23 protein-coding genes and 2 pseudogenes are annotated in these 25,827 nt (G+C 70.7%); 6 read left to right on the top strand and 19 right to left on the bottom strand.

Annotation, left to right across the window (positions count from 1 at the left end):
* Positions 1-59: 59 nt before the first annotated feature.
* Positions 60-1,316 carry a cytochrome P450 gene (locus tag FF36_RS21745; RefSeq protein ID WP_044886986.1) on the bottom strand — a complete coding sequence of 419 codons (1,257 nt, stop codon included), beginning with the start codon at positions 1,314-1,316 and terminating at the stop codon, positions 60-62.
* Between the two features lie 119 nt (positions 1,317-1,435).
* On the opposite strand from FF36_RS21745, the gene FF36_RS21740 reads away from it, so the two are divergent.
* Positions 1,436-2,008, top strand: coding sequence for a TetR/AcrR family transcriptional regulator (locus FF36_RS21740; RefSeq protein ID WP_044886985.1), 573 nt, complete (start codon positions 1,436-1,438; stop codon positions 2,006-2,008).
* 113 nt (positions 2,009-2,121) lie between these two features.
* Here the strand turns inward: FF36_RS21740 and FF36_RS21735 are convergent, their stop codons facing one another.
* The 4 genes from FF36_RS21735 to FF36_RS21720 form a co-directional block, all read right to left on the bottom strand.
* Positions 2,122-2,910 (bottom strand): enoyl-CoA hydratase/isomerase family protein, encoded by a 789-nt coding sequence (locus FF36_RS21735; RefSeq protein ID WP_044886984.1) that lies wholly within the window; start codon positions 2,908-2,910, stop codon positions 2,122-2,124.
* Between the two features lie 132 nt (positions 2,911-3,042).
* Positions 3,043-4,191 (bottom strand): thiolase family protein, encoded by a 1,149-nt coding sequence (locus FF36_RS21730; protein ID WP_044886983.1) that lies wholly within the window; start codon positions 4,189-4,191, stop codon positions 3,043-3,045.
* Between the two features lie 64 nt (positions 4,192-4,255).
* Entirely contained in the window at positions 4,256-6,433 is a 2,178-nt protein-coding gene (locus FF36_RS21725; RefSeq protein WP_044886982.1) for a malate synthase G, read from the bottom strand.
* A 123-nt stretch (positions 6,434-6,556) separates the two neighbouring features.
* Positions 6,557-7,942, bottom strand: coding sequence for an FAD-binding oxidoreductase (locus FF36_RS21720; RefSeq protein WP_044886981.1), 1,386 nt, complete (start codon positions 7,940-7,942; stop codon positions 6,557-6,559).
* Positions 7,943-8,248: 306 nt separating this feature from the next.
* On the opposite strand from FF36_RS21720, the gene FF36_RS21715 reads away from it, so the two are divergent.
* A complete protein-coding gene (locus FF36_RS21715; protein ID WP_242419397.1) occupies positions 8,249-9,025 on the top strand; it encodes an IclR family transcriptional regulator in 777 nt (258 codons plus the stop codon).
* On the opposite strand, the gene FF36_RS21710 is transcribed toward FF36_RS21715, so the two are convergent.
* A complete protein-coding gene (locus FF36_RS21710; protein WP_110431495.1) occupies positions 8,987-10,018 on the bottom strand; it encodes an LLM class flavin-dependent oxidoreductase in 1,032 nt (343 codons plus the stop codon). The two genes, FF36_RS21715 and FF36_RS21710, sit on opposite strands and share 39 nt — an antisense overlap.
* A gap of 105 nt (positions 10,019-10,123) precedes the next feature.
* Here FF36_RS21710 and FF36_RS21705 point away from each other — a divergent pair, with 105 nt between their 5' ends.
* Complete coding sequence (locus FF36_RS21705; RefSeq protein ID WP_044886979.1) at positions 10,124-10,891, top strand: helix-turn-helix domain-containing protein; 768 nt, start codon at positions 10,124-10,126, stop codon at positions 10,889-10,891.
* A gap of 38 nt (positions 10,892-10,929) precedes the next feature.
* On the opposite strand, the gene FF36_RS21700 is transcribed toward FF36_RS21705, so the two are convergent.
* A complete protein-coding gene (locus FF36_RS21700; RefSeq protein ID WP_044886978.1) occupies positions 10,930-11,670 on the bottom strand; it encodes a hypothetical protein in 741 nt (246 codons plus the stop codon).
* A 217-nt stretch (positions 11,671-11,887) separates the two neighbouring features.
* On the opposite strand from FF36_RS21700, the gene FF36_RS21695 reads away from it, so the two are divergent.
* Entirely contained in the window at positions 11,888-12,283 is a 396-nt protein-coding gene (locus FF36_RS21695; protein WP_044886977.1) for a (R)-mandelonitrile lyase, read from the top strand.
* A gap of 152 nt (positions 12,284-12,435) precedes the next feature.
* Here FF36_RS21695 and FF36_RS21690 read toward each other — a convergent pair whose 3' ends face one another.
* Positions 12,436-13,344, bottom strand: a complete 909-nt coding sequence (locus FF36_RS21690; RefSeq protein WP_044886976.1) for an LLM class flavin-dependent oxidoreductase — start codon at positions 13,342-13,344, stop codon at positions 12,436-12,438.
* A gap of 395 nt (positions 13,345-13,739) precedes the next feature.
* Here FF36_RS21690 and FF36_RS21685 point away from each other — a divergent pair, with 395 nt between their 5' ends.
* Positions 13,740-14,597, top strand: coding sequence for a metal-dependent hydrolase (locus tag FF36_RS21685; protein WP_242422713.1), 858 nt, complete (start codon positions 13,740-13,742; stop codon positions 14,595-14,597).
* Between the two features lie 55 nt (positions 14,598-14,652).
* On the opposite strand, the gene FF36_RS21680 is transcribed toward FF36_RS21685, so the two are convergent.
* The 9 genes and pseudogenes from FF36_RS21680 to FF36_RS41015 all read right to left on the bottom strand — a co-directional run.
* A complete protein-coding gene (locus tag FF36_RS21680; RefSeq protein ID WP_044886974.1) occupies positions 14,653-15,279 on the bottom strand; it encodes a malonic semialdehyde reductase in 627 nt (208 codons plus the stop codon).
* A 213-nt stretch (positions 15,280-15,492) separates the two neighbouring features.
* The gene (locus tag FF36_RS21675; protein WP_242422711.1) at positions 15,493-16,230 is read right to left on the bottom strand and encodes an ABC transporter ATP-binding protein; all 738 of its coding nucleotides are present in this window, start codon (positions 16,228-16,230) and stop codon (positions 15,493-15,495) included.
* Between the two features lie 65 nt (positions 16,231-16,295).
* Entirely contained in the window at positions 16,296-18,347 is a 2,052-nt protein-coding gene (locus FF36_RS21670; RefSeq protein WP_110431494.1) for a prolyl oligopeptidase family serine peptidase, read from the bottom strand.
* The gene (locus tag FF36_RS21665; RefSeq protein ID WP_044886971.1) at positions 18,340-19,578 is read right to left on the bottom strand and encodes an MFS transporter; all 1,239 of its coding nucleotides are present in this window, start codon (positions 19,576-19,578) and stop codon (positions 18,340-18,342) included. The genes FF36_RS21670 and FF36_RS21665 overlap by 8 nt, the downstream gene beginning before the upstream one ends.
* Positions 19,575-21,485 (bottom strand): FtsX-like permease family protein, encoded by a 1,911-nt coding sequence (locus FF36_RS21660; RefSeq protein WP_044886970.1) that lies wholly within the window; start codon positions 21,483-21,485, stop codon positions 19,575-19,577. Before FF36_RS21660 ends, FF36_RS21665 begins: the two co-directional genes overlap by 4 nt.
* 147 nt (positions 21,486-21,632) lie before the next feature.
* Positions 21,633-21,722, bottom strand: a complete 90-nt coding sequence (locus FF36_RS36095; protein WP_199865459.1) for a class III lanthipeptide — start codon at positions 21,720-21,722, stop codon at positions 21,633-21,635.
* Positions 21,723-21,729: 7 nt separating this feature from the next.
* Positions 21,730-22,813 (bottom strand): annotated as a pseudogene (locus tag FF36_RS41025) (hypothetical protein); the annotation flags it as partial.
* A gap of 1 nt (position 22,814) precedes the next feature.
* Positions 22,815-24,203, bottom strand: a pseudogene (locus FF36_RS41020) (class III lanthionine synthetase LanKC N-terminal domain-containing protein); the annotation flags it as partial.
* A gap of 1 nt (position 24,204) precedes the next feature.
* Positions 24,205-24,300 (bottom strand): hypothetical protein (locus FF36_RS41015; RefSeq protein ID WP_422615106.1); only part of this gene is annotated, 96 nt, incomplete at its 3' end.
* A gap of 190 nt (positions 24,301-24,490) precedes the next feature.
* On the opposite strand from FF36_RS41015, the gene FF36_RS21650 reads away from it, so the two are divergent.
* Entirely contained in the window at positions 24,491-25,138 is a 648-nt protein-coding gene (locus FF36_RS21650; protein WP_044886969.1) for a response regulator, read from the top strand.
* 171 nt (positions 25,139-25,309) lie between these two features.
* Here the strand turns inward: FF36_RS21650 and FF36_RS41010 are convergent, their stop codons facing one another.
* Both FF36_RS41010 and FF36_RS38670 read right to left on the bottom strand, forming a co-directional pair.
* Complete coding sequence (locus FF36_RS41010) at positions 25,310-25,507, bottom strand: winged helix-turn-helix domain-containing protein (RefSeq protein WP_082122120.1); 198 nt, start codon at positions 25,505-25,507, stop codon at positions 25,310-25,312.
* 128 nt (positions 25,508-25,635) lie between these two features.
* The coding region (locus FF36_RS38670; protein ID WP_242422725.1) for a transposase at positions 25,636-25,827 on the bottom strand (192 nt) is incomplete at both ends.

Below are 25,827 nucleotides of genomic sequence, written 5' to 3'. Positions count from 1 at the left end.
AACCGCCGCCCCCGACGATCCGCAAGGATCAGGTTGATAAATGAACTCAACTGCCTATCTCATGACGCCTGCGTCCCCGCCCCGGCGGACGTGGCGGACGTGGCGGACGTGGCGGATGTGGCGGATGTGGCCGGGAAGACCAGCGGCAGGGCGTCCAGCCCGAGCGTGCCGCGCGGCCACTTCACCTGCGGCGACGCACCCGGGGCGAGATCGTAGTCGGGGATCAGCCGGTGCCACTCCTCGAGCACCAGGCGCATCTCCAGGCGCGCCAGGTGCGATCCCAGGCAGCGGTGCACCCCGGCGCCGAAGCTCAGGTGCGGGCTCTCGCCGCGGTGGAAGTTCACCTCGTAGGGGTCGGGGTGGCGCAGCTCGTCCCGGTTGGCGGCGGCGAGGTTGGTGGTGACCCGGGTGCCCGCGGGCAGCGTCCGCCCGTCCAGCACGGTCTCTTCGGTGGTCACCCGCGGCACGAACGGCGCCGGTGGGTCGAGGCGCAGGAGCTCCTCGATCGCGGCCGGGATGAGCGCGGGATCGTCGACGATCTCGCGGCGCCGGGCCGGGTTGCGGATCAGCCGGTCCATGCCGAACCCGAGCGCGTCCACGACGGTGTCCAGACCCGCCAGGACGAACAGGAAGCACAGGCCGATGGCCTCCTCGTCGGTCAGGGCCTCGTCGCCTTCCAGGCAGAGAAGCTGGCTCAGGACGTCGTCGCCCGCGACCCCGCGGCGCGCCGGGACGAGGTCGGCCAGGTAGCCGAACAGCCCCAGCGCCGTGGTCATGGCGGCCTCGGTCGCGGCCTCGTCGAGGGCGGTGTTTCCGGAGGGGTCGCTGAGCCCGAGGATGGCGTCCTTCCATTCGATGAACTGGTCGCGCATCTCCAGCGGTAACCCGAACAGCGTGAGGAACACCTGGACCGGGAAGATTCCCGCCACCTCGGAGACGTATTCGCACCACCCGCGTTGCACCAACGGCTCGATGATGTCGACGATCTGCCGGCGCAGCTCGTCCTCCAGCGGTCGGATGGCCCGCGGGCTGAAGAACGGCTGGAGAATGCGCCGGTAGCGGGTCTGGTCGGGCGGGTCGAACGCGATGGGCACGAGCGGCAGCGGGCTGCCGAGGACGTCGAACGCCTTCTTCGACGAGAAGACCGTGGGCTGCCGTAACACGGTCTCGACGGTCTCGACGTCGGTGGCCGCGACGCCGCCGTCGAGCTGCACCGTGCGGCCGTACTCGCGCATCTGGCGCCAGGCCGCGTCCCGATCCCGTGCGATCGGAAGATTGTGGATCGTGAGCTTCCCGCTGCTGTTCTCGTCGGTCATCGCCGTCTCCTCGAATCGTCCACCGGCGCGCCGTGTGACCCACGACTCATCCCGGGCATGTGAGGCAGAGTGCCTCATATCTCTTATGTGAGTCAAGGTGTCTCATAGAATTTCGAGTCGTGGAGACGACGGTCGAGGACGCCCGAATCGCCCGCACCCGCGCCGCGGTGCGCGAGGCCGTGCGGTCGCTGTTCGAGGAGGAGGGGCCCGCGGCGCTGACGCATCAGCGCGTGGCGCAGCGGGCCGAGGTGGGCCGGGCGACGATCTACCGGCACTGGCCGCGCCAGGTCGACCTGATCACCGAGGCGCTGAAGATCACCGAACAGCCGCTGCTGCGTGCTGGCGAGGGCCCCCTGCGGGAGTGGCTCAGCCGCGAGCTGATCCGGTCCGGGGCCGATCTCGCCCAGCCAGTCGCGCGGCAGTTCCTCACCACCGTCATCGCCACCGCCGACCAGAACCCGGCCGTGGCCGAACTCCGCGACGATCTGCTGCGGCGCATCTCGTCGCTGCTGCGCGGCGCGATCGACCGGGCGATCGCCGCCGGCGAGACGGTGGCGGAGCGCGACAACGACGAACTGCTCGCCCAGATCCTCGGCCCGTTGATCTTCAGAGCGACGATTCAACGCGCCCCCGTCGACCGCGCCTTCGCCGACCGCATCGTCGACGCCGCCCTCGGCCCCCCGGCCTCTTAGCCAGGACGCGTAGCCGTTTGGACCGCTGAGCGAATCTCGGCGCCTGCCGACGGGCGGGTTCCTGTGCTGGCCGCAGCCGTTTCAGGGAACCCGCCCGCCGGGATTCGAGTGGGTCAGCCCTTGCCGTTGCTGGAGCGGGCCGCGAAGGCGCGGGCCCGCTCGGCGACCTCCGGCGAGGAGAACGACTCGCTCTCGGTCGACAGGGCGTAGGGCAGCACCTTCAGGGCGGCGTGCTGCAGGTGCAGGTTGAGGGAGCGCTTGGTCTCCTGCAGCGCCTGGGCCGGCTGCTGGGCCAGCTTCTCCGCCAGCGCCATCGCCTCGTCGAGCAGCTTCTCGTGCGGGACGACCCGGTTGGCCAGGCCCAGCTCGACGGCGGTGGCGGCCGGGATCCGCTCGCCGGTGAACAGGTACTCCTTCGCCTTGAGCAGGCTCATCATGAACGGCCAGGTCACCACGCCGCCGTCACCGGCGACGAGCCCGACGTTGACGTGGGTGTCGGCCAGGAATGCCTTCTCCGACATCAGCACGATGTCGCAGGACACCGCGATGCTGCAGCCGAGGCCGACCGCCGGGCCGTTCACCGCGGCGATCACCGGCACGTGGCAGCCCAGGATGTGGTCGACCAGCAGCCGGGCGGTGCGCATGTTGGACCGGCGATGATCGAGGTCCTCGACGCAGGCCAGGAAGCCCGGCACGTCGCCACCGGCGGAGAAGGCGCGCCCGGCGCCGGTGAGCACGACGGCGCGGACCTCGCGGTCGCGCATGACCTTCACCCACACGTCGGTGAGCGCTTCGTGCAGCGCGTCGGTCATCGGGTTGAGCTTGTCGGGGTCGTTCAGCGTGATGACCCGGATCGGGCCGACCGACTCGTAGCGCAGCAGGTCGTGGGCGTCGTCTACCACTGGGGTTGGTCCACTTCGTGAGGACGGAAAGGGAGGATCGGAGCTGGCCGGAGCCGCCCGAGGGTCAGAGCAGCTCGAAGGCCCGAGCAGCTCGAGGATCAGAGCAGCTCGAGGGTCAGAGCAGCTCGAGGGTCAGAGCAGCTCGAGGATGGTGGCGTTGGCCTGACCGCCGCCCTCGCACATGGTCTGCAGGCCGTACCGGATGCCGTTGTCCCGCATGTGGTGGACGAGCGTGGTCATGATGCGCGCGCCCGAGCCGCCCAGGGGGTGGCCGAGCGCGATCGCGCCGCCGTTGGGGTTGACCGTCGCGGGGTCGGCGCCGAACTCGGCCAGCCACGCCAGCGGGACCGGTGCGAACGCCTCGTTGACCTCGAACGCGCCGATGTCGCCGAGGGACAGGCCGCTGCGCGCCAGCGCCTTGTGGGTGGCCGGGATGGGACCGGTCAGCATCATGACGGGATCGGAGCCGACGACGACCGCGGTGTGCACTCGGGCGATCGGGGTGAGCCCGAGCTCGGCCGCCTTCTCGGCGGTCGTCAGGAGCAGGGCGGCGGAACCGTCGGAGATCTGCGAGGCGTTACCGGCCGTGACGACGCCACCGTCCGGGCGGAACACGGTCTTCAGCTTGCCGAGGGTCTCGACCGTGCCGCCGCGGCGGATGCCCTCGTCGGCGGCGAACACGCCGCCGCCCGGCAGGTCGACGGGGGCGATCTGCGCCTCGAACCGGCCGCCGTCCTGGGCGGTCGCCGCCCGCTCGTGGCTGGCGAGGGAGAACTCGTCGCAGTCGGTCCGTGAGAAGCCCCACTTCTCGGCGATCATCTCGGCGCCGACGCCCTGGTTGGGACGCACCCCGCCGCAGTACTCGATGAACCTGGCCGGATGCGGCTTGGCGTCGCCGACCGCGGAACCCATCGGCACCCGGGTCATCGACTCGACGCCGCCCGCCACGACCACGTCGTAATGCCCGGCGATGAGCCCGGCGGCGGCGAAGTGGACCGCCTGCTGCGACGAGCCACACTGCCGGTCGACGGTCGTCCCGGGCACGTGCTCCGGCCACCCGGCGGTGATCACTGCCGTGCGGGCGACGTCGAGGGCCTGCTCGCCGACCTGCGAGACGACCCCCCACACGACGTCGTCGACCAGACCGGGGTCGATCCCGCTGCGGGCGGCCAGCTCCGTCAGCACGTGCGCCGACAGGTCGCCGGGATGGACCCCGGCCAGCGCCCCGTTCCGCTTGCCCACCGGCGACCGCACCGCTTCGACGATCACTGCATCCCGCATGACCCCACCACCTTGCCCATAGTCGTCCGTTTCTCGTTACCGGCCAGCGTCACACGCGAGGGCGTCACAGGCCCGCGGCCAGCGCCTTCGCCTCCCGGCGATGGGCGTGCAGGATCGGCTCGGTGTAGCCGTTGGGCTGCCGGGCGCCGTCGAAGATGAGGCTGGTGGCGCAGCGGAAGGCGACACCGTCGAAGTCCGGGGCCATCGGCCGGTAGGCCGGGTCGTCGGCGTTCTGCTTGTCGACGACGGCGGCCATCCGCTGCAGGCTGGCGTGCACCTGCTCCGGGGTGACGACGCCGTGGCGCAGCCAGTTCGCCATGAGCTGGCTGGAGATCCGCAGGGTGGCGCGGTCCTCCATCAGCGCGACGTCGTGGATGTCGGGCACCTTCGAGCAGCCGATGCCCTGGTCGATCCAGCGCACGACGTAACCCAGGATCGACTGCGCGTTGTTGTCGATCTCCTGCTGGCGGTCCTCGGCGCTCCACGCGCTCGGGTCACCGAGCGGGATCCGCAGGATGTCGCCCAGGTCCGCGCGGGGCCGCTCGGCCAGCTCCCGCTGGCGGGCGAAGACGTCGACCTGGTGGTAGTGCAGCGCGTGCAGGGTCGCCGCGGTGGGGGAGGGCACCCAGGCCGTCGTCGCGCCGGCCCGGAGCTGGCCGATCTTCTGGGTCAGCATGTCGGCCATCAGGTCGGGCATCGCCCACATGCCCTTGCCGATCTGGGCGCGTCCCGACAGGCCGGCTGCCAGCCCCTGGTCGACGTTGTTGTTCTCGTAGGTGGTGATCCAGGTCTGCGTCTTCATGTCGGCCTTGCGCACCATCGGCCCGGCCTCGAAGGAGGTGTGGATCTCGTCGCCCGACCGGTCCAGGAAGCCGGTGTTGATGAACACCACCCGCCGGCGGGCCGCCTCGATCGACGCGGCGAGGTTCACCGTGGTGCGGCGCTCCTCGTCCATGATTCCGATCTTGAGGGTGTCGGCGGGCAGGCCGAGCAGCTTCTCGACCCGGGTGAACAGGTCGACGGTGAGGGCGGCCTCGGCCGGACCGTGCATCTTCGGCTTGACGATGTAGATCGAGCCGGTGCGGCTGTTGCGCCGGGCCGCGTCCGCGCGCAGGCTCGGCAGCGCCGCCAGGGAGGTGATGATCGCGTCGAGGATGCCCTCGAACACATCCGCGCCGTCGGCGTCGAGGATCGCGTCGGTGGTCATCAGGTGCCCGACGTTGCGGACCAGCAGCAGGGCCCGGCCCGGGAGCACGACCTGCCCGCCGTCCGGCGCGGTGAACGTCCGGTCCGCGGCCAGTGCGCGGTCGAACGACGACCCGCCCTTGGTCACCTTCGCGGTCAGGGTGCCCTGGTTCAACGCCAGCCAGTTCGCGTAGGCCGCCACCTTGTCCTCGGCGTCGACCGCGGTGATGGAGTCCTCGAAGTCGACGATCGTGGTGATCGCGGCCTCGAGGACGACGTCCTGCACCCCGGCGGGGTCGCCGGCGCCGATCGAACCGGCGCGGTCGATCAGGATCTCGACGTGCAGGCCGTGGTGGACCAGCAGGATCCCGCTGGGGGACGCCGCCTCGCCGGTGTAGCCGCGCAGCGCCGAGGGGTCGACGAGGCCGGTCTTCGGGCCGGCGGTCAGCGTGACGACCAGCTCGCCGTCGATGACGGCGTACTGCGCCGCGTCGGCGTGGCCGCCCTCGCGCAGCGGCGCGACCTCGTCGAGCAGCGCCCGCGCGTGGGCGATGACCTTCGCACCGCGGACCGGGTTGTAGGGCCCGTCGCGGTGCGCGCCGTCGTCCTCGGCGATCGCGTCGGTGCCGTAGAGCGCGTCATACAGCGAGCCCCAGCGCGCGTTCGCGGCGTTGAGCGCGTACCGGGCGTTGAGGACCGGCACGACGAGCTGCGGACCGGCGGTCAGCGCGATCTCGTCGTCGACGTTCTCGGTCGTGATCTGGAACGGCTCGGGCTCGGGCCGCAGGTAGCCGATCTCGACGAGGAAGTCGTGGTAGGCCTGCGCGTCGTGGTCCTTGCCGGCGCGGGCGCGGTGCCAGTCGTCGATCTTCTCCTGCAGCTCGTCGCGCTCGGCGAGCAGGGCCCGGTTGACGGGCGTGAGCGCGGTGATGATCTCCTCGACGCCCCGCCAGAAAGCCGCGGGCTCTACTCCCGAGTCGGGCAGGGCGGCGCTCTGCACGAACTCGTGCAGGCTCGCCGCCACCTGGAGGGCGCCGATCTGGATCCGTTCGGTCATCGTCTGTCCTTGTCGTGTCGTGTCGTTGCGGTGCCGAGCGGCGCGGGCGGGATGTGCGGCGCGGTTGGGATGTCCGGCGCGGTCGGGACGTCCGGGGCGGTCGCCCGCCGGTGGCCCTCGCCGTCAGGGGAAGATCGCCCCGGGGTTGAGGATGCCCAGGGGGTCGAGCGCCCGCTTGATGCGCAGGGACAGCTCCATCACCTCCGGGCCGAGCTGGTCGGGCAGCCAGGCCTTCTTGAGCCGGCCGACGCCGTGCTCGCCGGTGATCGTGCCGTCGAGCTTGATGGCGAGGTCCATCACCTCACCGAAGGCGAGTTCCGCCCGCCGGGTCATGTCCTCGTCCGCCGGGTCGAAGACGACGAGGGGATGGGTGTTGCCGTCGCCGGCGTGCGCGATCAGCGCGATCGTCAGCGCGCGGTCGGCCGCGATCGTCTCGATGCCCCGGACGAGTTCCGGCAGCCGCGGTAACGGCACGCCGACATCCTCGAGCAGCAGGGTGCCGCGCCGTTCCACCGCGGGGATGGCCGCGCGGCGGGCGGCGACGAACGCCTCGCCTTCGTCCGGGTCGTCGGTGGCCAGCGTCTCGGTGGCGCCGCTGGCCACGCAGGCGTCGAGCATGATCTTCATCTCGCGCTCGGCGGCGAGATGCTGGCTGTCGGAGCGGGCCACGAGCAGCGCGGCCGCGTCGCGGTCGAGCCCCATGTGCAGGACGTCCTCGACGGCGTTGATCGACGTCTGGTCCATGAACTCCAGCATCGCGGGCCGGATGGCGGACGTGATCGCCAGGATGGCCGCGGTGGCCGCCTCGGTGGTGGGGAAGGTGGCGACCAGCGTGCTCGACGGGGGCTGGGCCGGGATGAGCCGCAGGGTGGCCTCGGTGACGATGCCGAGCGTCCCCTCGCTGCCGACGAACAGCTTGGTCAGCGACAGCCCGGCGACGTCCTTGAGCCGCGGGCCGCCGAGGCGCACCGCCCGCCCGTCGGCGAGCACGACCTCCAGCCCGAGCACGTAGTCGGTCGTGACGCCGTACTTCACGCAGCACAGGCCGCCCGCGTTCGTCGCGACGTTGCCCCCGATGGAACAGATCTCGAACGACGACGGGTCCGGCGGGTACCACAGCCCATGGGCCGCGGCCGCCGCCTTGACCTCGGCGTTGAGCAGACCCGGCTGCACGACGGCCATCCGGGTGAGCGGGTCGACGCGGATCGCGCGCATCCGCTCCGTCGACAGCACGATGCCCCCGGTGACGGCGGTGGAGCCGCCGGACAGCCCGGTGCCCGCCCCCCGCGGCACCACCGCGACGCGGTGCCGCGCCGCCCACCGGACGGCGATCTGGACATGTTCGGTCGACTCCGCGCGCACCGCCGCGAGCGGCTGCCCTGCCAGCGGGTCCGCCGCGCGGTCACGACGGTACTTGTCGAGCAGGTCCGGCTCGGTGACGACCACCCCGGCGGGCAGCGCGTCGACCAGCTCGGCGAGCTTGGCGATGGGGACGTCCTCCACGGTCACAGGGGCCAGCCTTTCCGAGGGGAGGGTCCGCACGACGTCGCTGGCGACCCTACCGGGTTCCACCATACGGAAAAAGAAATCTGTATCGTGATACGAAGGTAGGGCGGGACGGCCGTCTCGGTCAAGACGAGCGCCGACAGGCAGGCAGAGTGGGGGCGAAGCGCCGGCCGCGTGCGGGCCACGTGGGCCGAGTCGGCCAGGTGGGTCGAGTCGGCCAGGTGGGTCGCGAGTGGGCGGAGTGCGGGCCGAGGCGCGGATGCCCGGGGTCGACGCCCGGGGCCGACGTCCGGCCCGAGGTGACCCGAGGTGAGAGGAAGGCGTGCGGGAATGCCGGTCGAGCAGCGTGTGGCAGGAGTGCAGTCGGTCCAGCGTGCCCTGGACATCCTCGAGGTGGTCGAGGCGGCGGGCGGCGGCTGTTCGATCAGCGCGATGGCCGCGGCGACCGGCCTGCCGCTGCCGACCATCCACCGGCTGGTCCAGACCCTCACCACCCGCGGCTACCTGCGCCGCCTGCCCGACCGCCGGTACTGCCTGGGATCCCGGCTGGTCCCGCTGGGCGCCGGCGCGAACGCGCTGCTCGGCGAGCGGGCCGCCCCGATCCTGCGCGAGCTCGCCGACGGGCTCGGGGAATCGGCCAACCTCGCGGTCCTGGCCGGCGAGCGGGCCGAGTACGTGGCCCAGGCTCCCGGGGTGTACTCGATGCGCACCTTCACCGAGGTGGGCCGGCGGGTTCCCCTGCACTGCACCGGCGTCGGCAAGGCGCTGCTGTCGACGCTCGGCGACGACGAGGCCCGCGCGATCCTCAGGCATTCGACGCTGTCCACCCACACCGCCACGACCATCGTCGAGGTCGACGCGCTGCTCGACGAGCTGGCCGGCATCCGCGCCCGCGGCTACGCCCTCGACGAGGGCGAGATGGAGGTCGGGGTGCGCTGCGTCGCGATGCCGGTGTCCGTGCCTGGAATGTCGCCGATGGCGCTGTCCGTGTCAGGTCCCGCGGTGCGCATGAACGACGACCTCGCCGGGCGTGCGGCGCCGGCCCTGTCACGCGCCTGCGCCGCCCTCGCCGCGGCCCTCACCTGAACCTGAACCACCAGCAGCCTCGCGCAGGAGCGGGAGGAGTTCGGCGAGCCGGTCGAGCTGGTCGCGGGCGGACCTGAGGTCGACGGTGCCGATTCGGCAGACGAGGTGCCGCGCGCCGGCGGTGATGTAATGCCCCAGGCGCGCGGCCACCTGCGCCGGCGGTCCGGTGATCACGGCCTGGATGGCTTCGAGGTCGCGCAGCGCGAGCCCGTAGTTGGCCCGGCTGTAGTCCGCCAGGGTGTCGCGCCCGCTCTCCTCGGTGTCGGCGATCAGCACTGACACGAACAGGGCAGGCGTGATCGTGCCCGGGACGCGGCCCGCGTCGGCGGCTGCCCTCCGTACCTCGGCCAGACCGCTGCGGTAGTCCGCCGGGTCGGGCGGGTAGGGCAGCCACCCGTCGTAGCGGCGGCCGGTGCGGGCGAGTGCCGCGGGGGCGGCGCCGCCGAGCCAGATCGGCGGGCCACCGGCCTGGCTGGGCGCTGTGGCCGGCGGGATCTCGTCGAAGTGCAGGAGATCGCCGTGGAAGGAGGTCGGGCCGTCGGCGGTCCACAGCCGGCGCCACAGGGCGACGGTCTCGTCGAGCCGGGTGAACCGGTCGGCCCAGGCAACCTCGGACAGGTCGTGCAGGGGTCGGCCGAACCGGCCGGGGAAGCCCGCGCCCACGGCCACGGTCAGCCGGCCGCCGGAGAGCAGGTCGAGGGAGGCGAGGGTCTGCGCCGCCTGCACGGGCCGGCGAAGTACCGGCAGGAGCGTCGCCGTGCCGAGGGTGATGCGGTCGGTGACCGGTGCCACGGCGGCAAGCATGGTCAGCGCCTCGATGCGCGGGCCGAGCAGCGAGTCGTTGACCCACAGCGAGTCGTAGCCGAGTTCCTCGGCCCGGACCGCGAAGTCGACGAGCTCACGTGGGTCGGTTCCCGCACCCCACTGGGCCTTTCCGATCGGGACGAGCACGCCGAGGCGGATGTCATCGGTCATCCGCCTGTCATCGGTCATCCGCCTGTCATTGGTCATGCGCCGCATCGTGCCGGCGGCGGTGAAGGGCGGCAATTCCCCGGGAGGAATGGCCGGCGGGCGATCCCGGGCGGTACAACGGGGTTCGTGGACTTCCCGCGGGCGCTGCGCGAACGTCGGCTCCGCCGCCGGCTCAGCCAGCTCGAACTGGCCGAGCGGGCGGGGACCACCCAGCGGCACGTCAGTTTTCTGGAGAACGGCCGGTCGGAACCGGGCCGGGCCATGGTCGTCCGGCTGGCGGAATCCCTCGACCTGCCGCTACGGGAGCGCAACGGTCTGCTGCTCGCCGCGGGCTATGCCCCCGCCTACCCGCGCACATCGTTGGACGACCCGCAGCTGGCGCCGGTGCGCGCCGCGCTGACGCACATCCTGACCGGGCACCTGCCCTACCCGGCGATCGTCGTCGACCGCCACGGCGACCTGGTCGCCGCCAACGAGGCGTTCGCCCTCCTCGCCGACGGCGTGGCGCCGGACCTGCTCGGGCCCGGCACCAACGTCTACCGCCTCGCATTGCATCCCGCGGGCCTCGCGCCGCGCATCGTGAACCTCGCCGAATGGTCCCGGCACATCCTCAACGGCATTCACGCCGAGATCCTGCGCAATCCCGACGACCGCCTCAGCGATCTCCACGCCGAACTCGGCCGGTACGTGCCGGCCGAGCCGCTCAGGCCGGACCATCTCGGCTTCGCGGTTCCCCTGCACCTTCGCTCGGCCGCCGGGGAACTACGGCTCATCAGCACGATCACCACGTTTGCCACGGCCGTCGACGTCACCATCGCCGAACTGAAGCTCGAGGCCTTCCTCCCCGCTGACCAGCCCACCGCCGCCCTCCTGCGCCGCACGGCCTCCCGGTAGCGGCCTGGGCGCGGCTGTACTACCTCTGACCGGCGGCGTTACTTCCGGCCGGCAGCGAACTCGGCCTGGGGAACGAGGGTGTTTTCGCCGCCCGACGTCGGCAGCACCTTGGCGAGGACCTCGTCCCACCAGGCGATGAACGCGAGGTCGTAGAAACCCGCCCCGGGCAGATCGTCCTGCGGGTCGAACGACTTCACGGCCGGCGTCACGGACTGCCGACCATACCACTGGTCGACCACGAAGCAGCCGCGACCCCAGGTCCGATAATCGGTGGGGGTGCTGTCGATCGCGCGGTTCACGACGGTGAACATATGCTTGTCCGAATGTATTCCCACGATGCCGTAGAGCTCGACCCGGGTGCCCTCGGGTAGCAGCGGTGCGTACACCTTCAGGGCTGGCCGCTTGAACACCTTGGTGACGAGCGCCCCGTTCACCGCCCACGCGTAGTCGTTGCACACACCGTAGAAGAATCCGGCGGTCGGGTCCTTCTCGAACTTGGCCAGGCCCTCGGCGAGGTACCTGGTTCGGGCGTTGCGACCGGGGCCGATCGACTCCGGCAGGTAGGTGCAGGTGTCCGGCGTCGGTGGCCGGAGGCTCTTCGCACCCGGCGCCTTCAACTCGTCCCGGGTCTTCCGCTGGCCCACCGGCGCCTTGTCCAGCACCGCCGAGAAAGCGTTCTCCACATAACTGTTGGCCCCCAGCACCGAAACGCCTATCGCGTCGTTCACGCGCCGCATCGTCTCCGGCCAGGTGAACTGCTCCGGATTCGCCTCCGCCATCTGTTTCCCCCCTGGATCCACGCTGCTGTGCTCGTCGTCAAAACTAGCAGTCACGGTCGCCGCGGGGATTGACTTCGGGGTAGGCCGGCGAGAGAGGACGGGATCGAGGCAGCCCGGACGACTCCAGCCCGGCAGGCCCTGGAGCCGGTACGGTCCTCCAGACGGTCCTGACCTCCACCCGCCACGTCACCACCCGCCACGTCACCAGGAGCGGCACATGCAGGTTCTGACCAAGCAGCCCACGACCAAGGGGCCGGCGGAGGTGTTCACCGGGGACGTGTGGTTCGACGTCGTCGCCAGGGGAGAGGAACCCTCCCGGGTTCGCGTCAACACGGTGCGCTTCGCGCCCTGCGCCCGTACGGCCTGGCACTCCCACGCCGTGGGCCAGACCCTCTACGTCACCGAGGGTGTCGGCTACGTGCAGGCCCGCGGCGGCGAGGTCGTGGTGATGCGTCCCGGCGACGTGATCTACACGCCGCCCGGCGAGGAGCACTGGCACGGCGCCGCGCCCGACCACTTCATGACACACATCGCCATCTGGGAGGCCCCCGCCGACGGTCCGGAGGTCACGTGGGGCACCCACGTCACCGACGCCGAGTACTACCGCAGGTAGCGAGTCCGACGCCGCCGCGGCGCGCGACCCGCACCGCACCGCGGGCGAACGGCGCGCGGGGAGGACTGCGGTGCGACGCGCACGATCCGCAGGCGTCAGACCGCGCAGAGCGCACCGCAACGGGCCGCGCCTCGGGCGGCGAGCCGGTGAAACTAGGCCCGGGCGACCGCCTCGCGGACGGCCGGCACGACCTCGCCCGCCCAGGTGCCGAGGGCGAGGTCGGTCGACGTGCCGTCCTGGACCGGGAAGTAGACGAAGCCGGCGGCGCCGAACGTCAGCACGGCCGCGGTGAGTTCGTCGACCCACTGGGCGACCGAACCGCCGATCCAACGGCCGGCATCGTCGCGGGTGGCGGTCAGCGGCGTCGAGGTGAAGCGGCCGGGGAGGTTGTAGATGGTCGCGATCTCCGCCGGGTTCCGGCCGGCCGCCGCGGCCGCCGCGTCGATGAGGGGGCGCGACTGGGCCACCCGCACACTGCGCCAGTCGGCGGCGTAGCCGGGAATCCAGCCGTCGGCGAGCCTGCCCGTGACCGCCAGCGACGCCGGGCCGCCTGAACCCGTCCAGATCGGCGGGGCCGCGACGGACGCCGGAACGAGGCCCGCGACCTGGTAGAACTCCCCGTCGAAGGTCACCGGGTCCCCGCCGCCGCAGAGCGACTTCACGACGAGGATCGCCTCCTCCATCGCCCGGACGGCCTGCGCTGGAGAACGTCGAAGGATGCCGAGCCGGGCCATGTCGTCCCACAGCCCGCCCGCCCCGATCCCGAGCGCGACGCGCCCGCCAGTCAGCGCGGACAGCGCGGTGACCGTGCGGGCCAGCATCGGTGCGGGTCGGCTCGGCACGTTGGTCACGTTCACCGCCCCGGTGACCCGCGCCGTCCGGCCCAGGACGACACCCAGGACCGCGTAGGCGTCCAGCCGGTCGGCGAAGTACGGATGATCCGACAGCGTGACCAGGTCAAGCCCGTCGCGATCCGCCTGCGTCGCGTGCGCGAGCAGGGCGTCCACCTCGCCGACGCCGGTCTCGAGGCCGAATCCGAACAGAACCTTCTCGTGGGTCACCGGCGATCATTCCTCTCCACTTCGGGCCTCGGCACGGCGGTCAGGTGAGGTCCCGCCGGGCCCGGCGAGGACCGTCGAGGTCCCCTCCCGCACCCTCCGTCCCGGCGCGGAGCGCGGGAAGACCGGGCCGGGGCTGGTAGGGATCGGGGCTGGTAGGGGCCGGGGCTGGTAGGGGTCGGGGCTGGTAGGGCCCGGGCTGGTAGCGGCAGAGCCACGCTTGCGGGGCTCGGGTTCAGGGCACGAGGCACGGGGCAACGACGGTCGCGGGCACTTACCGGGGTACCGCACCGAGATCCGTCCCCGTGACCTTCGAGTGTCGGATCATGGGTGGCGGAGCGGGCGGCGGGATCACGGTCGCTCCTCGGTCGTACCGTCCGTGCTCGGAAGGGTCTGGTATGGGTATGCGTGTCCGTTCGCCGGAATTCGACTTCACCGACGTCTCGCCGCGCTGGGGCGCGAACCTGGAGGCCGTCCATCTCGTCAACGCGCAGGGCATCATCCCGGCCTACATCGAGCCGTTCCTCATCAAGGTGATGCGCCGCGCGGCGGAGGAGCTGGATCCGCTGGTCGACGCCGAGCTGCTGCACGACATCGACCTGTTCAACCGGCAGGAGGGCCAGCACTACCGGCTGCACCGGGCGTTCAACGCGATGGTCCGCGACGGCGGCTACCCGGACATGACCGACTACGAGGCCGTCTTCGAACGGGACTACGAGCACTTCCTGCGGACCAGGTCGCTGCGCTGGCTGCTCGCCTACTGCGAGGGCTTCGAGACCATCGGCTCGACCGGCGCGGAGCTGTGGGTCGACGGCCTGATGGAAACCGAACTCGGCGCCCCGCCGTCACCGGCGGCCGACCTGTGGAAATGGCATCTGGCCGAGGAGTACGAACACCGCACGGTCGTGAACCGCGTCTACCATCGCCTCTATGGCCGCCCCCGGCTGGTCGCGTGGTTATACCGGGCCCGAGGCATCGTCACCGCCTCCCGGCACCTGAACCGGCGCACCTCACCGCTGCGGAGATATCTGCTGGACGTGGACCGGCGCGGGATGACCGACGAGCAGCGCCGACAGTCCGAGGAGCGGGAGGCGGCCACGGCCAGGAAACTCGGCACGGCGAACCTCCGCCGGCTCGCCCGGGCGTTCTCGCCGTTCTACGACCCGGCGACGACGCCCCCGCCGGCGGGCCAGCAGGCCATCCTGGCCCGCTACCCCGCGGCCGCCGCAGGACGAGGACGGTCCACAAGCACGTGACCCCGAGGCTCGCGCGCTCGGGGTCCGGCGGCCGGGTCCAGAACCGGGCTGGCGGTCAGGCCCAGCGGATGACGTCGGCGGGGTCGAGCCGGGGGAGCCGGTCGAACCAGGGGTTCTCCCCGGGGTGGCCGATGTTGATGACGAGCAGGGACTTCCAACGGCCGTCCGGGAAGAACTCGGCGTCGATCGCCGCGGCGTCGAAGCCGGCCATCGGCCCGGCCACCAGGCCCTGGGCGCGGATGGCGAGGATGAAGTAGCCCGCCTGCAGCGGCCCGTTGACCTGGGCCATGGCGCTGCGGGTGGCCTCGTCCGCCTCGAGGGCGTCGCGCATCTGTGGCCGGATCGGCAGCAGCGTGGGGGCGTGCTCGTGGAAGCGCGAGTCGACGGCGAGGATGGCGGTGACGGGCGCCGAGGCGGTCTTGACCCGGTTGCCCTCGCTCATCAGCGGCAGCAGCCGCTCCTTGCCCTCGGGCGTGCGCACGAAGGTCACCCGCAGCGGCTGCAGGTTGGCGCTGGTCGGCGCCCACCGGGTGAGCTCCCAGATGGCGGCGAGCTGCTCGTCGCTGACCGGGGTGTCCGCGAAGGCGTTCCCCGTCCGTGCCTCGGTGAACAGCAGGGCGCGCCCCGCCTCGTCGAGGACGGGAACGTCCGGCGCCTCGATGCTCTCGACGGCAGAGGTCATGCGTGAGCTCCCTGAGTATGTGTAGCGCCTCGTACTGCAGGCGTAACTCTAGCCAGGCGCTTCAGTGTTCCCCGCCCGGTGTCCGCTGCGCCACATCCGCTCCCCCCGGGCATCCCCGATCTCACGCGCGGTGGCGGTCGACCGACCTTCGCGTCCACCGCGTGCTCAGTGGACGCCCTGTCCGGGCTTTGGCGGGTCGTCCCCGCGGAGAGGTCACACCGGTCGCGGCGGGTAGCCCATGCCGGTGGTGGCGTCGAGCGCTCTGATCCGGTCGAGCACGCTGTCCGGTGAGGGTCGCGTCAGTTCGTCGACGATCCTGCCGTCCGAGAGGAAGACCACACGGTCGGCCTGCGCAGCGGCGACCGGGTCATGCGTCACCATCACAATGGTCTGACCGAACTGGCGTGCGCATAACTGAAGGAACGAGAGGATTCCAGCGCCGGCGCGGGAATCAAGGTTGCCGGTCGGTTCGTCCGCGAAGACGATGTCCGGCCGTCCCATCAGGGCTCGGGCACAGGCGACTCGCTGCTGCTGACCACCGGAAAGCTGGGAGGGCAGATGGTTCAGCCGGTCCGCCAGACCGACGGCGCGAATCACGGCGTCGAACCAGCCGTTGTCCGGCCTGCGCCCCGCGATGGTCAGCGGCACCGTGATGTTCTCGGCCGCAGTCAGAGTGGGAATCAGGTGAAAATTCTGGAAGATGAACCCGATTCGGTCTCGGCGAAGGCGGGTGAGCTGCCGGTCCGTCATCCTCGACAGCTCCACCGGACCGATCCGGACGGAGCCGGACGTTGGTCGGTCGAGGCCGGCCAGGCAGTGCATGAGGGTGGATTTTCCGGAACCCGACGGGCCCATGATGGCAGCGAACTCGCTGCGGCCGAAGGCGACGGACACGCGGTCCAGTGCCAGCACCCGGCCATCACCGTACCCGTAGACCTTGGTGAGCCCCATGGCGGCGGCGACTGTCGTGGCCGGGGGTGCTGGCGGTGGCATGCCAGGCCAGACGCGGGGCCGAGTCACAAGGCGATCTCCGTCGGAGTGTCCGGTGGTTCACCCCGCCGCAGCTCGCCGGGTGGTTCATGACCGGCGGCGCCGACAATGCGAGGCCGAAGCCCGGTCGCAGCACCCATGAAACCGAGTGTACCGGCGCCGAGGCGGCGAGCAGCGTTACCGGAGCGACCATAGTGACCGCTGCTGTCGTGATGGTCCAGGAGAATGGGTGCGGATCCGGTTGTGGCCCCTTGCAGGGCGGCGCACAGTTTCCAGGCATGCCAGGCTGGCACGCGTTCGTCATTGCCTCCGGTGACCAGCAGGATCGCGGGGTAAGGTGTACCCTCTTTGACCTGGTGATAGGGGGAATAGGCCAGGAGCCCACGCAGGTCCGCAGGGTCGGTGGGGTTCCCGTATTCTTCCCGCCAGAGGTCGCCGAGACCTCCGACGGTGTAACGCGTCATGTCAGCGAGCGGAGCCGCGCAGACCACGGCGGCAAACAGGCTCGGTGTCCGGGTCAGTGCGGCGGCGGCGATCAGACCGCCGTTGCTGGCAGCGAGGACCGCCAGCTGACCCGGCTCGGCCTCACCGCGCTCCGTCAGGGTGGCGGCCGCCGCGCACAGGTCGTCGACGACGGCGTTCTTGCCCGTTCCCCGCCCGGCCGCTGCCCAGGCGGGCCCGAACTCGCCGCCGCCACGGGTGTGGACCCAGGCCACTCTTCCGCCCGCGTGCAGCCAGGCGGCGATCAGGGGATCCCAGGTGGGTTCCAGGGCGATGCCGAAGCCGCCGTACACGGTGACCACTGTGGGAGCGGGACGATGCCGGGCGTGGGGGTTGGGATCACATACGGTCACAGGCACCGCGGTTCCGTCCCGGCTGGCGATCGTCAAGGTGCGTAGTGATGTTCCTTGGCCGGGTGCCGAGAAGCCCCTGAGGTCGACATGGGACGCGAGGCGGCGGCTCCAGGTGCCCTGACGCGGATCGTCGGCGAGAATCCACAGCGCGTCACCGCCGCTGCCCGCGCTGGGTGTGGTCACCGGCCCGAGCCTGAGCCTGGCCTGCCAGGTGAAGCCGCTCCCGGGGGCGGGGGCGCCCTCGGGAGCATGCACGTCGAGACGGCGCGTGACGCCGGTCCGCCGCAGCACCACCAGACGCGGCGAGGCCTCCGGCCCCATCACTCGCAGGGCGGACACCGTCGACGCCGCCTCGGTGTCCGGCGAGCCCACCGGGAGCAGCGGGGCGTCCTGACCACGGGCAAGTCGCGCCAGATCGATGTCGAACACCCGTCCCGCAGCGAGATAGCACCTGCTCCAGCCCAGAGCGAGCGCCGTGACGGGGAGGTGGCCGACGTCCAACGGCTGCCAGTCCGGGACGGTCTGGCCGGTCCATCGGGTCACCCACCAGGTCAGGCCGTCGGGGGTGGCGGGAGCCGCCGGGCGGATACGCAGCACGAGATATTCGCCCCAGCCGGCATGGAGGGACAGCCGGACCGGTCCATCAACCGGAACAGCCACCTGGTGGGCAGCGCCGGAGTCGAGTCGGCGGGCGGCCAACCGGTGCTGCGTCCTGGTGCCGGCGGTGTACAGCAGCCAGTCGCCGACGAAGGCGACTGCGGGGAAGGGCGCGGCGTCGGCGAGACTCTCGCCCGGTGCGCCGGGGTGGGATGGGATCAGCCGCAGTCCGCCGTTCTCGTAACCGTCATGGTGACGCTGTACGGCGACCAGATCACCGGTGGGGGAGGGCTGCCAGGCTGCGATCCGGCCCGACGTGGCGGAGTCGACCAGGGTATGCCGGACGCCGTCTGGGGCCTGGACGATGAGCACCTCCGCGTCGGTTTGGTGCTCGTGGCGGAACAGGAGCCCGCCGGCCTCGGCCGGCGGGCTGAGCAGCCGCCCGTGCGCCGCGCGGTCGATCCGGGCCAACAGCGCAGCCCAGCCAGGATCATCGGTCTGACGCCTCACGTCCCGTAACGCCAGAGCCTGGCGAGTGAGCCAGGCCCTCGTCCGAGGGCCGACGGCGTCCTCCAACCACCGGTATGGATCCGCCGGCTCATGCGGCCCGTCGGCGGGGCTATCCACGTCCGGTCACCACCGGGATGCGCGCATCGGCGGTGGTCGGGTCAGCCTGTCGAGCGGCGACCAGGCCGCCGGCGAGCGCGAGGAGGACGACGGCGAGCGCGGCGCCGCTCACGGTCGCGGTGAGTCCGAAGGCGCGCACACCCAGGCCGGCGAGGACTGATCCCAGCGGCGAGACGGCCTGGGCGAGGAATCCGATGCCGCTGTGTACCCGGCCCTGCATCTCGTTCGGAGTGATGCCGATCTGGACCGTGGAGATCACCACCGTGATCACCGGTCCCGCCGCCGCGGCGACCGCGAGTGGGATCGCGGCCGCCCATGTCGCGCGAACCAGTGTGAACCCCGACAGCGCCAGCGCCACCACAGCGGTGCCGAGCGCGATGCCCCAGGCGGGCGGTAGGCGTCGCGCCACCGATGCCGCGATCAGGGACCCCCCGAAGGCGCCCGCACCCAGCGCGGCGGTCTGTATGCCCACTCCGATGCCGGCGCCGGTTCCTGCGCTTGTCGAGGCGATGATGACGATGATCAGGCCGTTGAAGACGACATTGATCACGGCTGCGTTCACTGCGGCATAGCGCAGAAACGGGGTTAACACGATGAAGCGGATACCTTCCGTGGCGGACCGCAGCGGATGCCGTCCGGCCCTCCCCGGCCCGGCGGGTGCGGCTGGCATGGCGGGCAGCAGGGCCATGCAGACGACGGAGACCAGGTAGGTGCAGGCATCGACGGCGAAGAGTTCCTGCGCATTCACGCCGAGGAGGGCCATGCCGGCCAGCGGGCCCGCGACCATCGCGGTGGCCGCCCGGGTCTGGATCAAGGCCAGCGCACTGGGCAGGAGATCGGGCTGAACGATGGTTCGCAGGGTGACGTTCTCCACCGGTGCCAGGGCGCTGCCGATCGTTCCCACCAGGAATGCCGCCGCCAGCAGCACGGGCAGCGACGCTCGGTCCACCGCTGTGAGCAGGGCCAGACTCGCGAGCACCAGCACGCCGAGCGTGTTGCCGGCGAGGGACAGCAGCCGACGATCGTATCGATCGGCGACCACACCTGCGGGTAATCGTGCGAGCACGATTCCTACCGACAGTGCGGCGCCGGCCATGCCCGCCTGCCGGACGTCGCCCGTCGACCGCAACGCGACCACCGGCAGGGCCACGGCGGTGGCCGCCGTGCCCATCGCGGAGGTGGATTCCCCCGTGTACAGCAACCAGAAGCGTCTACCCAGGCCGCGGGTCATGGCGCGCCGGTGGCGAACTGCCGGTCGATTCCGCGCATCGGGTGGGTCGCCAGCAGGGTGGGGACGGTGACCGCAGCGAACGCGGCGGCGAGCACCCCCAGGCTCCAGGGAACATCGAGGATGGGAAGCGGCCCCAACCCCAGCGCCAGGGCGAACGGGGACAGGCATACCAGTGCGGTGCCAGCCGACAGCCCGACGCCCACCAGGGCTGCGCCGAGCACCTCGTAGAGCGCGCAGCGGGCCAGTTGCAGGCGGCTGAGGCCGAGCGCCCGCAGGTGCGCGCGCTGCGCCCGGCGGTCCCGCTGGGCGAGCGCGCAGATGTTGGCCGCCGCGAGCAGCGCGTAGCCGGAAACGACGGCGACAACGAGGTGGCCAGCGAGGTTGTCCTGCGGGCTGCGCGGGGTCAGCCGGTCGAGATACTCCGCGCGGGACGACAGTTCCTGCCCGGGGAGCCGGGGCCAGCCACGGATGTCTCCCGACAGCAGGATCTGCTCGGCGTGCGGGTGTGCGGTGTGGGCGAGGGCACTGGAACGGGGCAGCAGGAACTCGGGGAAGGCGAGGTCGCGGCGGTAGACGGCGACCAGCCGCAGCGACTGCACGCGCCCGTCGGACAGCCGCAGGGCGACCGGCTGGCCCAGTCGCCAGTGGTGCTGTTCGGTCTGGGCGGCTCCCGCCGCGAAGGTGCCCTCCCGCAGGTCTGCGAGCTGGCCGTGCTTCACTCCCAGGTCCAGGAACTGCCCCAGGGACCCGCCTTCCACCCCCCACGTCCTGGCGGCCTCGGGCTGGTCGTCCAGGGTTGTCGCCGGTGGAGTCAGCTCCGTGGCCACCAGCGCGGTCGCGGTGGCTCCCCGGATCGCGCCCGGGGTGATGGGCAGCCGCGCGCCGGGTTGCGCAGCCACGACACCGTCGGCGAGCAGGCCCTGCTCTGTCTGCCGCTGGATGGCGGCGCCCATGGTCGCACCGGAACCAAGCAGGCAGACCGCGGTGCCGACCGACAGGAGCACCGGTACGGCGATTGCTGCGGTCCGCAGCGGCGCCGCCCGCAGTCCCGCCGCCGCAATCGGCCCCACCCGGCGGTCGAGGATGCGCAGGGCTGCGCACACGGGTCGGGTCAGGGTGGGCATGATCCAGGGGGCCAGCACGGCCAGGCTGGGGATGATCATCAAGGCCAGTCCTGAGGCCAGGGCCGCCTTGTACACGCCCGGCAGGCTCAGGAAGGTCAGCAGCACCAGGATCGGCAGGCACAGCATCGCCGCCATCACCAGCCCCGCCACCAGGCGGACCGGATTGCGGCTCGGTGCCATCGCCAGCCCGGCATCGCGCAGCAGGCCGATCGCCGTCACCCGGCCGGCGGCGAAGACGCTGCCCAGAGCGGCAAGTACTGCGACCGCGGCGCTTCCCACGCAGACCCCGCCCATCACGGCCAGGCACAGAGCCGCCGACGGCAGATGTGCCGAGGAGGGGAACAACTCACGCCCGATGAGCAGCCGCCGACCCAGGTACGCCGCCGGCAGTGTCCCCACTGCGGCCCCGAGGGCGGCTGCGGGCAGGGCGAGACGTGCAACGTCGCCGCCCACCAGCCACCGCAATCGCTCGGCCGTGACACCGAGGGCGCGGAGCACCGCGAACTGCTCCAGCCGCTGCCCGGTCCATAGCGACACCGTGGAGCCGATGACCAGCACCGCTCCCATCAGCAGCAGCGACAGCAGCAGCGACAGCAGGTTCTCCGCGTCCTTCGCCGACGCGGCCGCAGGGGAGTCCGCCGGGTAGCCGGGGCTGTTCACGGCCAAGATGAGCAGGAGGCACGCGCCCACCCCCGCCGCGGTCACCGCGCAGGCCGCCGCGGCGCCGGCCACCCGCCCGGGGTAGGCACGGATCTCGGCGGCGAATAGTCGATGCGAGCTCATCGGCCGGCCCCGGTGGTCCCATGGTCGAGTGCCGCGATCACAGTTTCCTCTCGACAGGTGTCCAGTACGCTGGATGCGTTCGGGGAGGCCACCCAGACCGTGGCCTCCCCGAACTTACTTCTCGACCATTTCTCGCCCGATCCTGGATCAGTGGCAGGCGAAGTAGCTGATCGAGCTGAACGGGGCGTCGACGACGATCTCCTCGTCGAGCTCCTGGAGCGCCAGCACGTACATCATGGGCAAATCACCTCCCGTCAGGCGTGGGGTCATCCCGGATACCGGGCGCTTCATTCCTGGCGGCGTTCACCCGTACATCGAGGTGTACGCCTGGGAGTAGACGCTGCCCGGAGCTTGTGGTGGCTTCCACCGCGAGCAGAGCTCCGGCGGAGCCCGTCGCCAGATCGACCGACAGCCGTACGAGCTGATCCCCGTGCAGAACGTGGCCATCGTCACGGGCAACAACGTGCAGGGCGAGCAGTTGCGACTGCTCGTGCGCGGCTGCCCGCCATTGTGGCTGACGGTTTGCGGCGTGGGCAAGAAAGTAGACCAGGCCGGCACGGCCATTGAACAGGCCACCCTGGATGACGATCTGGACCGCGCAGGCTCGGGCTGCGCCGGAGACGATGCGATCGACGTCGAGGGTAGCGGCCTGCGCGGCAGGGAGGGCCATCGCGGCGAATGCTACGCCGGCCGATCCCTCGGCCAGATAAGGCAGAAGGCGGTGGGAACTCTCCATCTGCAGCATCTCGCCGACCAGGCGAGCCCGGCGAAGATCGCAGCGAATCGCCTTCTCAGCAGCCTCTGCCCATTCATCGTGCCCGGTCACCTGATGGCAACGGGCGAACAGGATCGCGGGTCCCGACCATCCGTGCATCAGGCCTGGGCGGTCCAGTACGCCCGGCTCGCCAATCCTCGCGGCTGTCTCATGGGCGAGCCGCAGAGCCTCGTCCTGCGCCCCCACGTCCAGCAGCATCTGGGCGATTCCGGTCAGTCCGCCGAATAGCCCGGGTGAGCGTGGCATTGGCGCCGCGATGATACGGTCGACCAGGTTGGCCGCCTCCGGGTGGTGCAGACGGTGTAGTAGCCAGGCCGCGCCGGCCAGCCCGTCGTACAGCCCGGTGGGTATCCCGTCCGGAGCCCGTCGCGCCGCTCGCACCACCCAGTCGACGTGGTCCGGGTCCAGCTTCGCGCCGGCCACATCTTGGGCCAACAGCACCCCGGGCGCGCCGAAGGCGAGTCCGAGGGACCCGCCAGGACGGTGCAGGGCGATATCTCCCGGATAGAGGCGGTCGAGGCGATGAGGAGTCGCGGCAGCCAGCATGCCGCGGNCAAGCTGCCCGCGCTGTGGCTGAGGCGGAGCCGAGGTTTTCCCGCCACCGGACGCGAGTAGATGCGGGCGGAGTGCGGCGGACAGAGCCAACCGGTCCTTCATCCGGCCGAACAGCTCTTGCGGAACCATGGGGAACGCGGATTCGGCCAACTGAACCAGCCGGCCCACGGCAGCCGGATTTCGGATGGTGAGTACGGTCCACGGCACGAACACGGCGAGCTGGCAACAGCCGAGGGCGAACAGGTCCGCGTCACGCGCCGAGGTGATCGACGGATCCATGAAGCCGGGGGCGCCGAGCGCGGCCCGCCGGTCTGCCGCCATCGCCGTGGCAAGTTCGAAGTCCACCAGCGCCACCGTGCCGTCCGGCCGGACGATGATGTTACGGGGATGGAGGTCGCCGAAGGCGATGCCCGCGCCGTGTAGCTCTTCGACGCACCTCTCGACCTGTTCCAACCGGTCCACCGCGAGCCGGGCGAACTCCGATCTCATCAGGTCGCTCGGCCGGTACTGGGTCAGCGGGTACTCCCGGCCCATCCAGGCGTTGAGTGTCTCGCCCGGGATGTGTTCCATCGCCAGGTAATGGTGTTCCCATTCGGTGAAGTAGTCGATGACATCGGGGGTGAAGGAGAGGTCGTCGAGCCTCTCCAGTACCTCCCGTTCGGCACTCAGGCGGGCTACGGCGTCCTGACCGTTCCTGTCCAGGCCGGCGTGCGGCCGGGCCTCCTTCAGCACGACCTGTCGCTCCATCGGATCGTGAGCAAGGTAGACGCCGCCTGCGTTGGAGAAGTGCAGTGCCGCGGTGACCTGGAAGCGGCCCAGCGTCGCGTCCCCGCCGGAGGGTGTGGTGGCCAGTCGGCTGGCGATGAAGTCCGGGGTATACGCCCACTTCGGCACCGTGAAGACCGGCCGTCTGGTGTCCGGCACGAGCCGGCCGGCTGGATCGCGCATGGCCGGAACCCGGGTGCCATCCGGTAGTTCGCACCACCTCAACGTGAAGGCGCCGAACCGTATGGAGAGCGGGCCGTCATTCCAGCGGAGGTCCGAGAGCACGTACGGTCCAGGATGTCCTCGCAGCGCGCCGTCGAGCTCCACCAGAGCCGTGTGCAGCTCGGCCCCGGTGCGCGGGTAGACAGTGATGACCTTGCCGCTACCAGACCTGCTGGCATACTTGGAGTTCGTCATGGTGACGATGAGACGACTACGCAGAAATTTCCAGGGTATGCGGAGCCTGCAGAGGATCTCTCCGGCGATTTTTATCGTTTCTTCGGCCGTATCCGGCGTGCCGCTGATGTGGATCTTCCAGCCCTGCTCTAGCATCTCCGACGGTTCTGTCGGGGCCAGTAATGTCCACACGCCCTGGTCCGTCCGCCGCCAGCCGTCCGGCGTTTNGTGCTCCGCGAACCGGGAGTCGCTGTCGTCGCTGAGCTCCAACGGTTCGTACCAGGTCGGGTCGGCGATCGTATATGCCTCATACCGAGGATCCATGCCCGCCGCCCTTCTGCCATCGAGCCCGGAGTATTTAATGCAGCAAGTATTTCAGTGACGTGACATCGGCCCTTCTCGGCCATCATGCCCGGTGCCACACGATGTGACAACCTCATTAAGCGGGACCTGAAAAACGCAGGTCAGCGAGATGGTCGGACATGCGGATCGCGCGTCGTGTCATCATGCTCGCATGACGACGCGAATCGTGATAGCGGATGACCAGGCCAGTGTCCGCGAGGGGTTCCGCCACATACTGGAGGCGCAGGGGGACATGGCGGTCGTAGCCGAGGCCGCCGATGGGTTGAGCGCCTTGGACCTGGCACAGAAACTCCGGCCCGATGTGTTGCTTGCCGACATACGCATGCCCCTACTGGACGGTCTCGAACTGACCCGTAGACTGGTTGACGTCGCTCCATCCGTCCGAGTCGTCGTGGTGACCACGTTCGACCTCGACGAATATGTGGACACCGCACTGTGTGAGGGTGCGTCCGGATTTCTGCTCAAACGTTCCGGTCCGGCACTGCTCGTGGAGGCGGTCAAGGCAGCGGTGGCGGGGGACTCGCTGATAAGCCCACAGGTCACTACCCGGCTGCTGCGGCGGCTCGCCCCGGTCAGAAGGGGGGGAGGCGGCCCGGCTGAACCGCTGACCGCCCGTGAGGAGGAGATAGCCGGTCTGGTGGCTCAGGGAATGACCAACTCCGACATCGGTGCGGAACTCTTCATCTCGCTGGGAACCGTCAAGACGCATCTTGCGAACCTTCAGCGAAAGCTGAAGGTTCGCAACCGGGTGGGGATCGCATCCTGGGCCTGGGACGCGGGTCTCAGCGGACGGCGGTGACATGGGGGTGGATCTGCCGAACGGCGGATAGCCCTGCCGACGAGCCCGCGTCATCATGGAGGGCATGCGACGGCCGACAAGGAACCATTCCGGCGACGCGGTGGACGGTCCCGGCCCCGCCGTGGATCGGCGGGCGGAGCTCGATCCTCGGCGGGTCACTGCCATGACACCCTATGCATCGACTTCGGTTGCGCCGCGGAGCAGGAGTCTGCCCAGAGGGGTGATGGTGTGCAGCACCAGATTGCGGTTTCGGCGGGTCGCAATGAGGCCCGCCGCACGCAGTACTGCCGTGTGTTGGCTCACGGCGGCGGACGAGACACCCAGCAGGTCAGCAAGCTGACTGGTCGAGGTTCCGTGAGGAATTGTCAAGACCTGTGGATGGTGATCGTTAAGCGGCTTGGTTGACGGGTGTGGTGGTGGGTCGTTCGACGAGCTGGCCGGCTTCGAAGACGGCGCCGGCGCGGACGAGGGCGACGAGGTGGGGTGCGTTGACCGCNCGCCAGCGGGCCTGGGCGGCCTCGATGAGCTTGAACGCCATCGCCAGCCCGGCGGCTCGTGATCCCGGTCCCTTGGTGACGCGGGTGCGGTGGCGCACGGTCGCGAACGTGGACTCGATCGGGTTCGTGGTCCGCAGGTGCACCCAGTGCTCGGCGGGGTAGTCGTAGAACGCCAGCAGCACGTCCAGATCG

It is taken from the genome of Frankia torreyi, from assembly GCF_000948395.1.
Taxonomy (GTDB): Bacteria; Actinomycetota; Actinomycetes; order Frankiales; family Frankiaceae; genus Frankia; species Frankia torreyi.
The sequence above is the reverse complement of the archived record's forward strand: the minus strand, read 5'-3'. Positions and strand labels throughout refer to the sequence as shown.

Excerpts from the sequence above, each read along its gene's own strand:
- FF36_RS21665 (WP_044886971.1), bottom strand. The coding sequence starts at position 19,578 with ATGACCCGCGGCCTGGGTAGACGCTTCTGGTTGCTGTACACGGGGGAA.
- FF36_RS21710 (WP_110431495.1), bottom strand. The coding sequence starts at position 10,018 with ATGACCGATGACAGGCGGATGACCGATGACATCCGCCTCGGCGTGCTC.
- FF36_RS21700 (WP_044886978.1), bottom strand. The coding sequence starts at position 11,670 with ATGGCGGAGGCGAATCCGGAGCAGTTCACCTGGCCGGAGACGATGCGG.
- FF36_RS21695 (WP_044886977.1), top strand. The coding sequence starts at position 11,888 with ATGCAGGTTCTGACCAAGCAGCCCACGACCAAGGGGCCGGCGGAGGTG.
- FF36_RS21725 (WP_044886982.1), bottom strand. The coding sequence starts at position 6,433 with ATGACCGAACGGATCCAGATCGGCGCCCTCCAGGTGGCGGCGAGCCTG.
- FF36_RS21650 (WP_044886969.1), top strand. The coding sequence starts at position 24,491 with ATGACGACGCGAATCGTGATAGCGGATGACCAGGCCAGTGTCCGCGAG.
- FF36_RS21745 (WP_044886986.1), bottom strand. The coding sequence starts at position 1,316 with ATGACCGACGAGAACAGCAGCGGGAAGCTCACGATCCACAATCTTCCG.
- FF36_RS21660 (WP_044886970.1), bottom strand. The coding sequence starts at position 21,485 with ATGAGCTCGCATCGACTATTCGCCGCCGAGATCCGTGCCTACCCCGGG.
- FF36_RS21730 (WP_044886983.1), bottom strand. The coding sequence starts at position 4,191 with ATGCGGGATGCAGTGATCGTCGAAGCGGTGCGGTCGCCGGTGGGCAAG.
- FF36_RS36095 (WP_199865459.1), bottom strand. The coding sequence starts at position 21,722 with ATGATGTACGTGCTGGCGCTCCAGGAGCTCGACGAGGAGATCGTCGTC.
- FF36_RS21675 (WP_242422711.1), bottom strand. The coding sequence starts at position 16,230 with ATGGGGCTCACCAAGGTCTACGGGTACGGTGATGGCCGGGTGCTGGCA.
- FF36_RS21685 (WP_242422713.1), top strand. The coding sequence starts at position 13,740 with ATGGGTATGCGTGTCCGTTCGCCGGAATTCGACTTCACCGACGTCTCG.
- FF36_RS21680 (WP_044886974.1), bottom strand. The coding sequence starts at position 15,279 with ATGACCTCTGCCGTCGAGAGCATCGAGGCGCCGGACGTTCCCGTCCTC.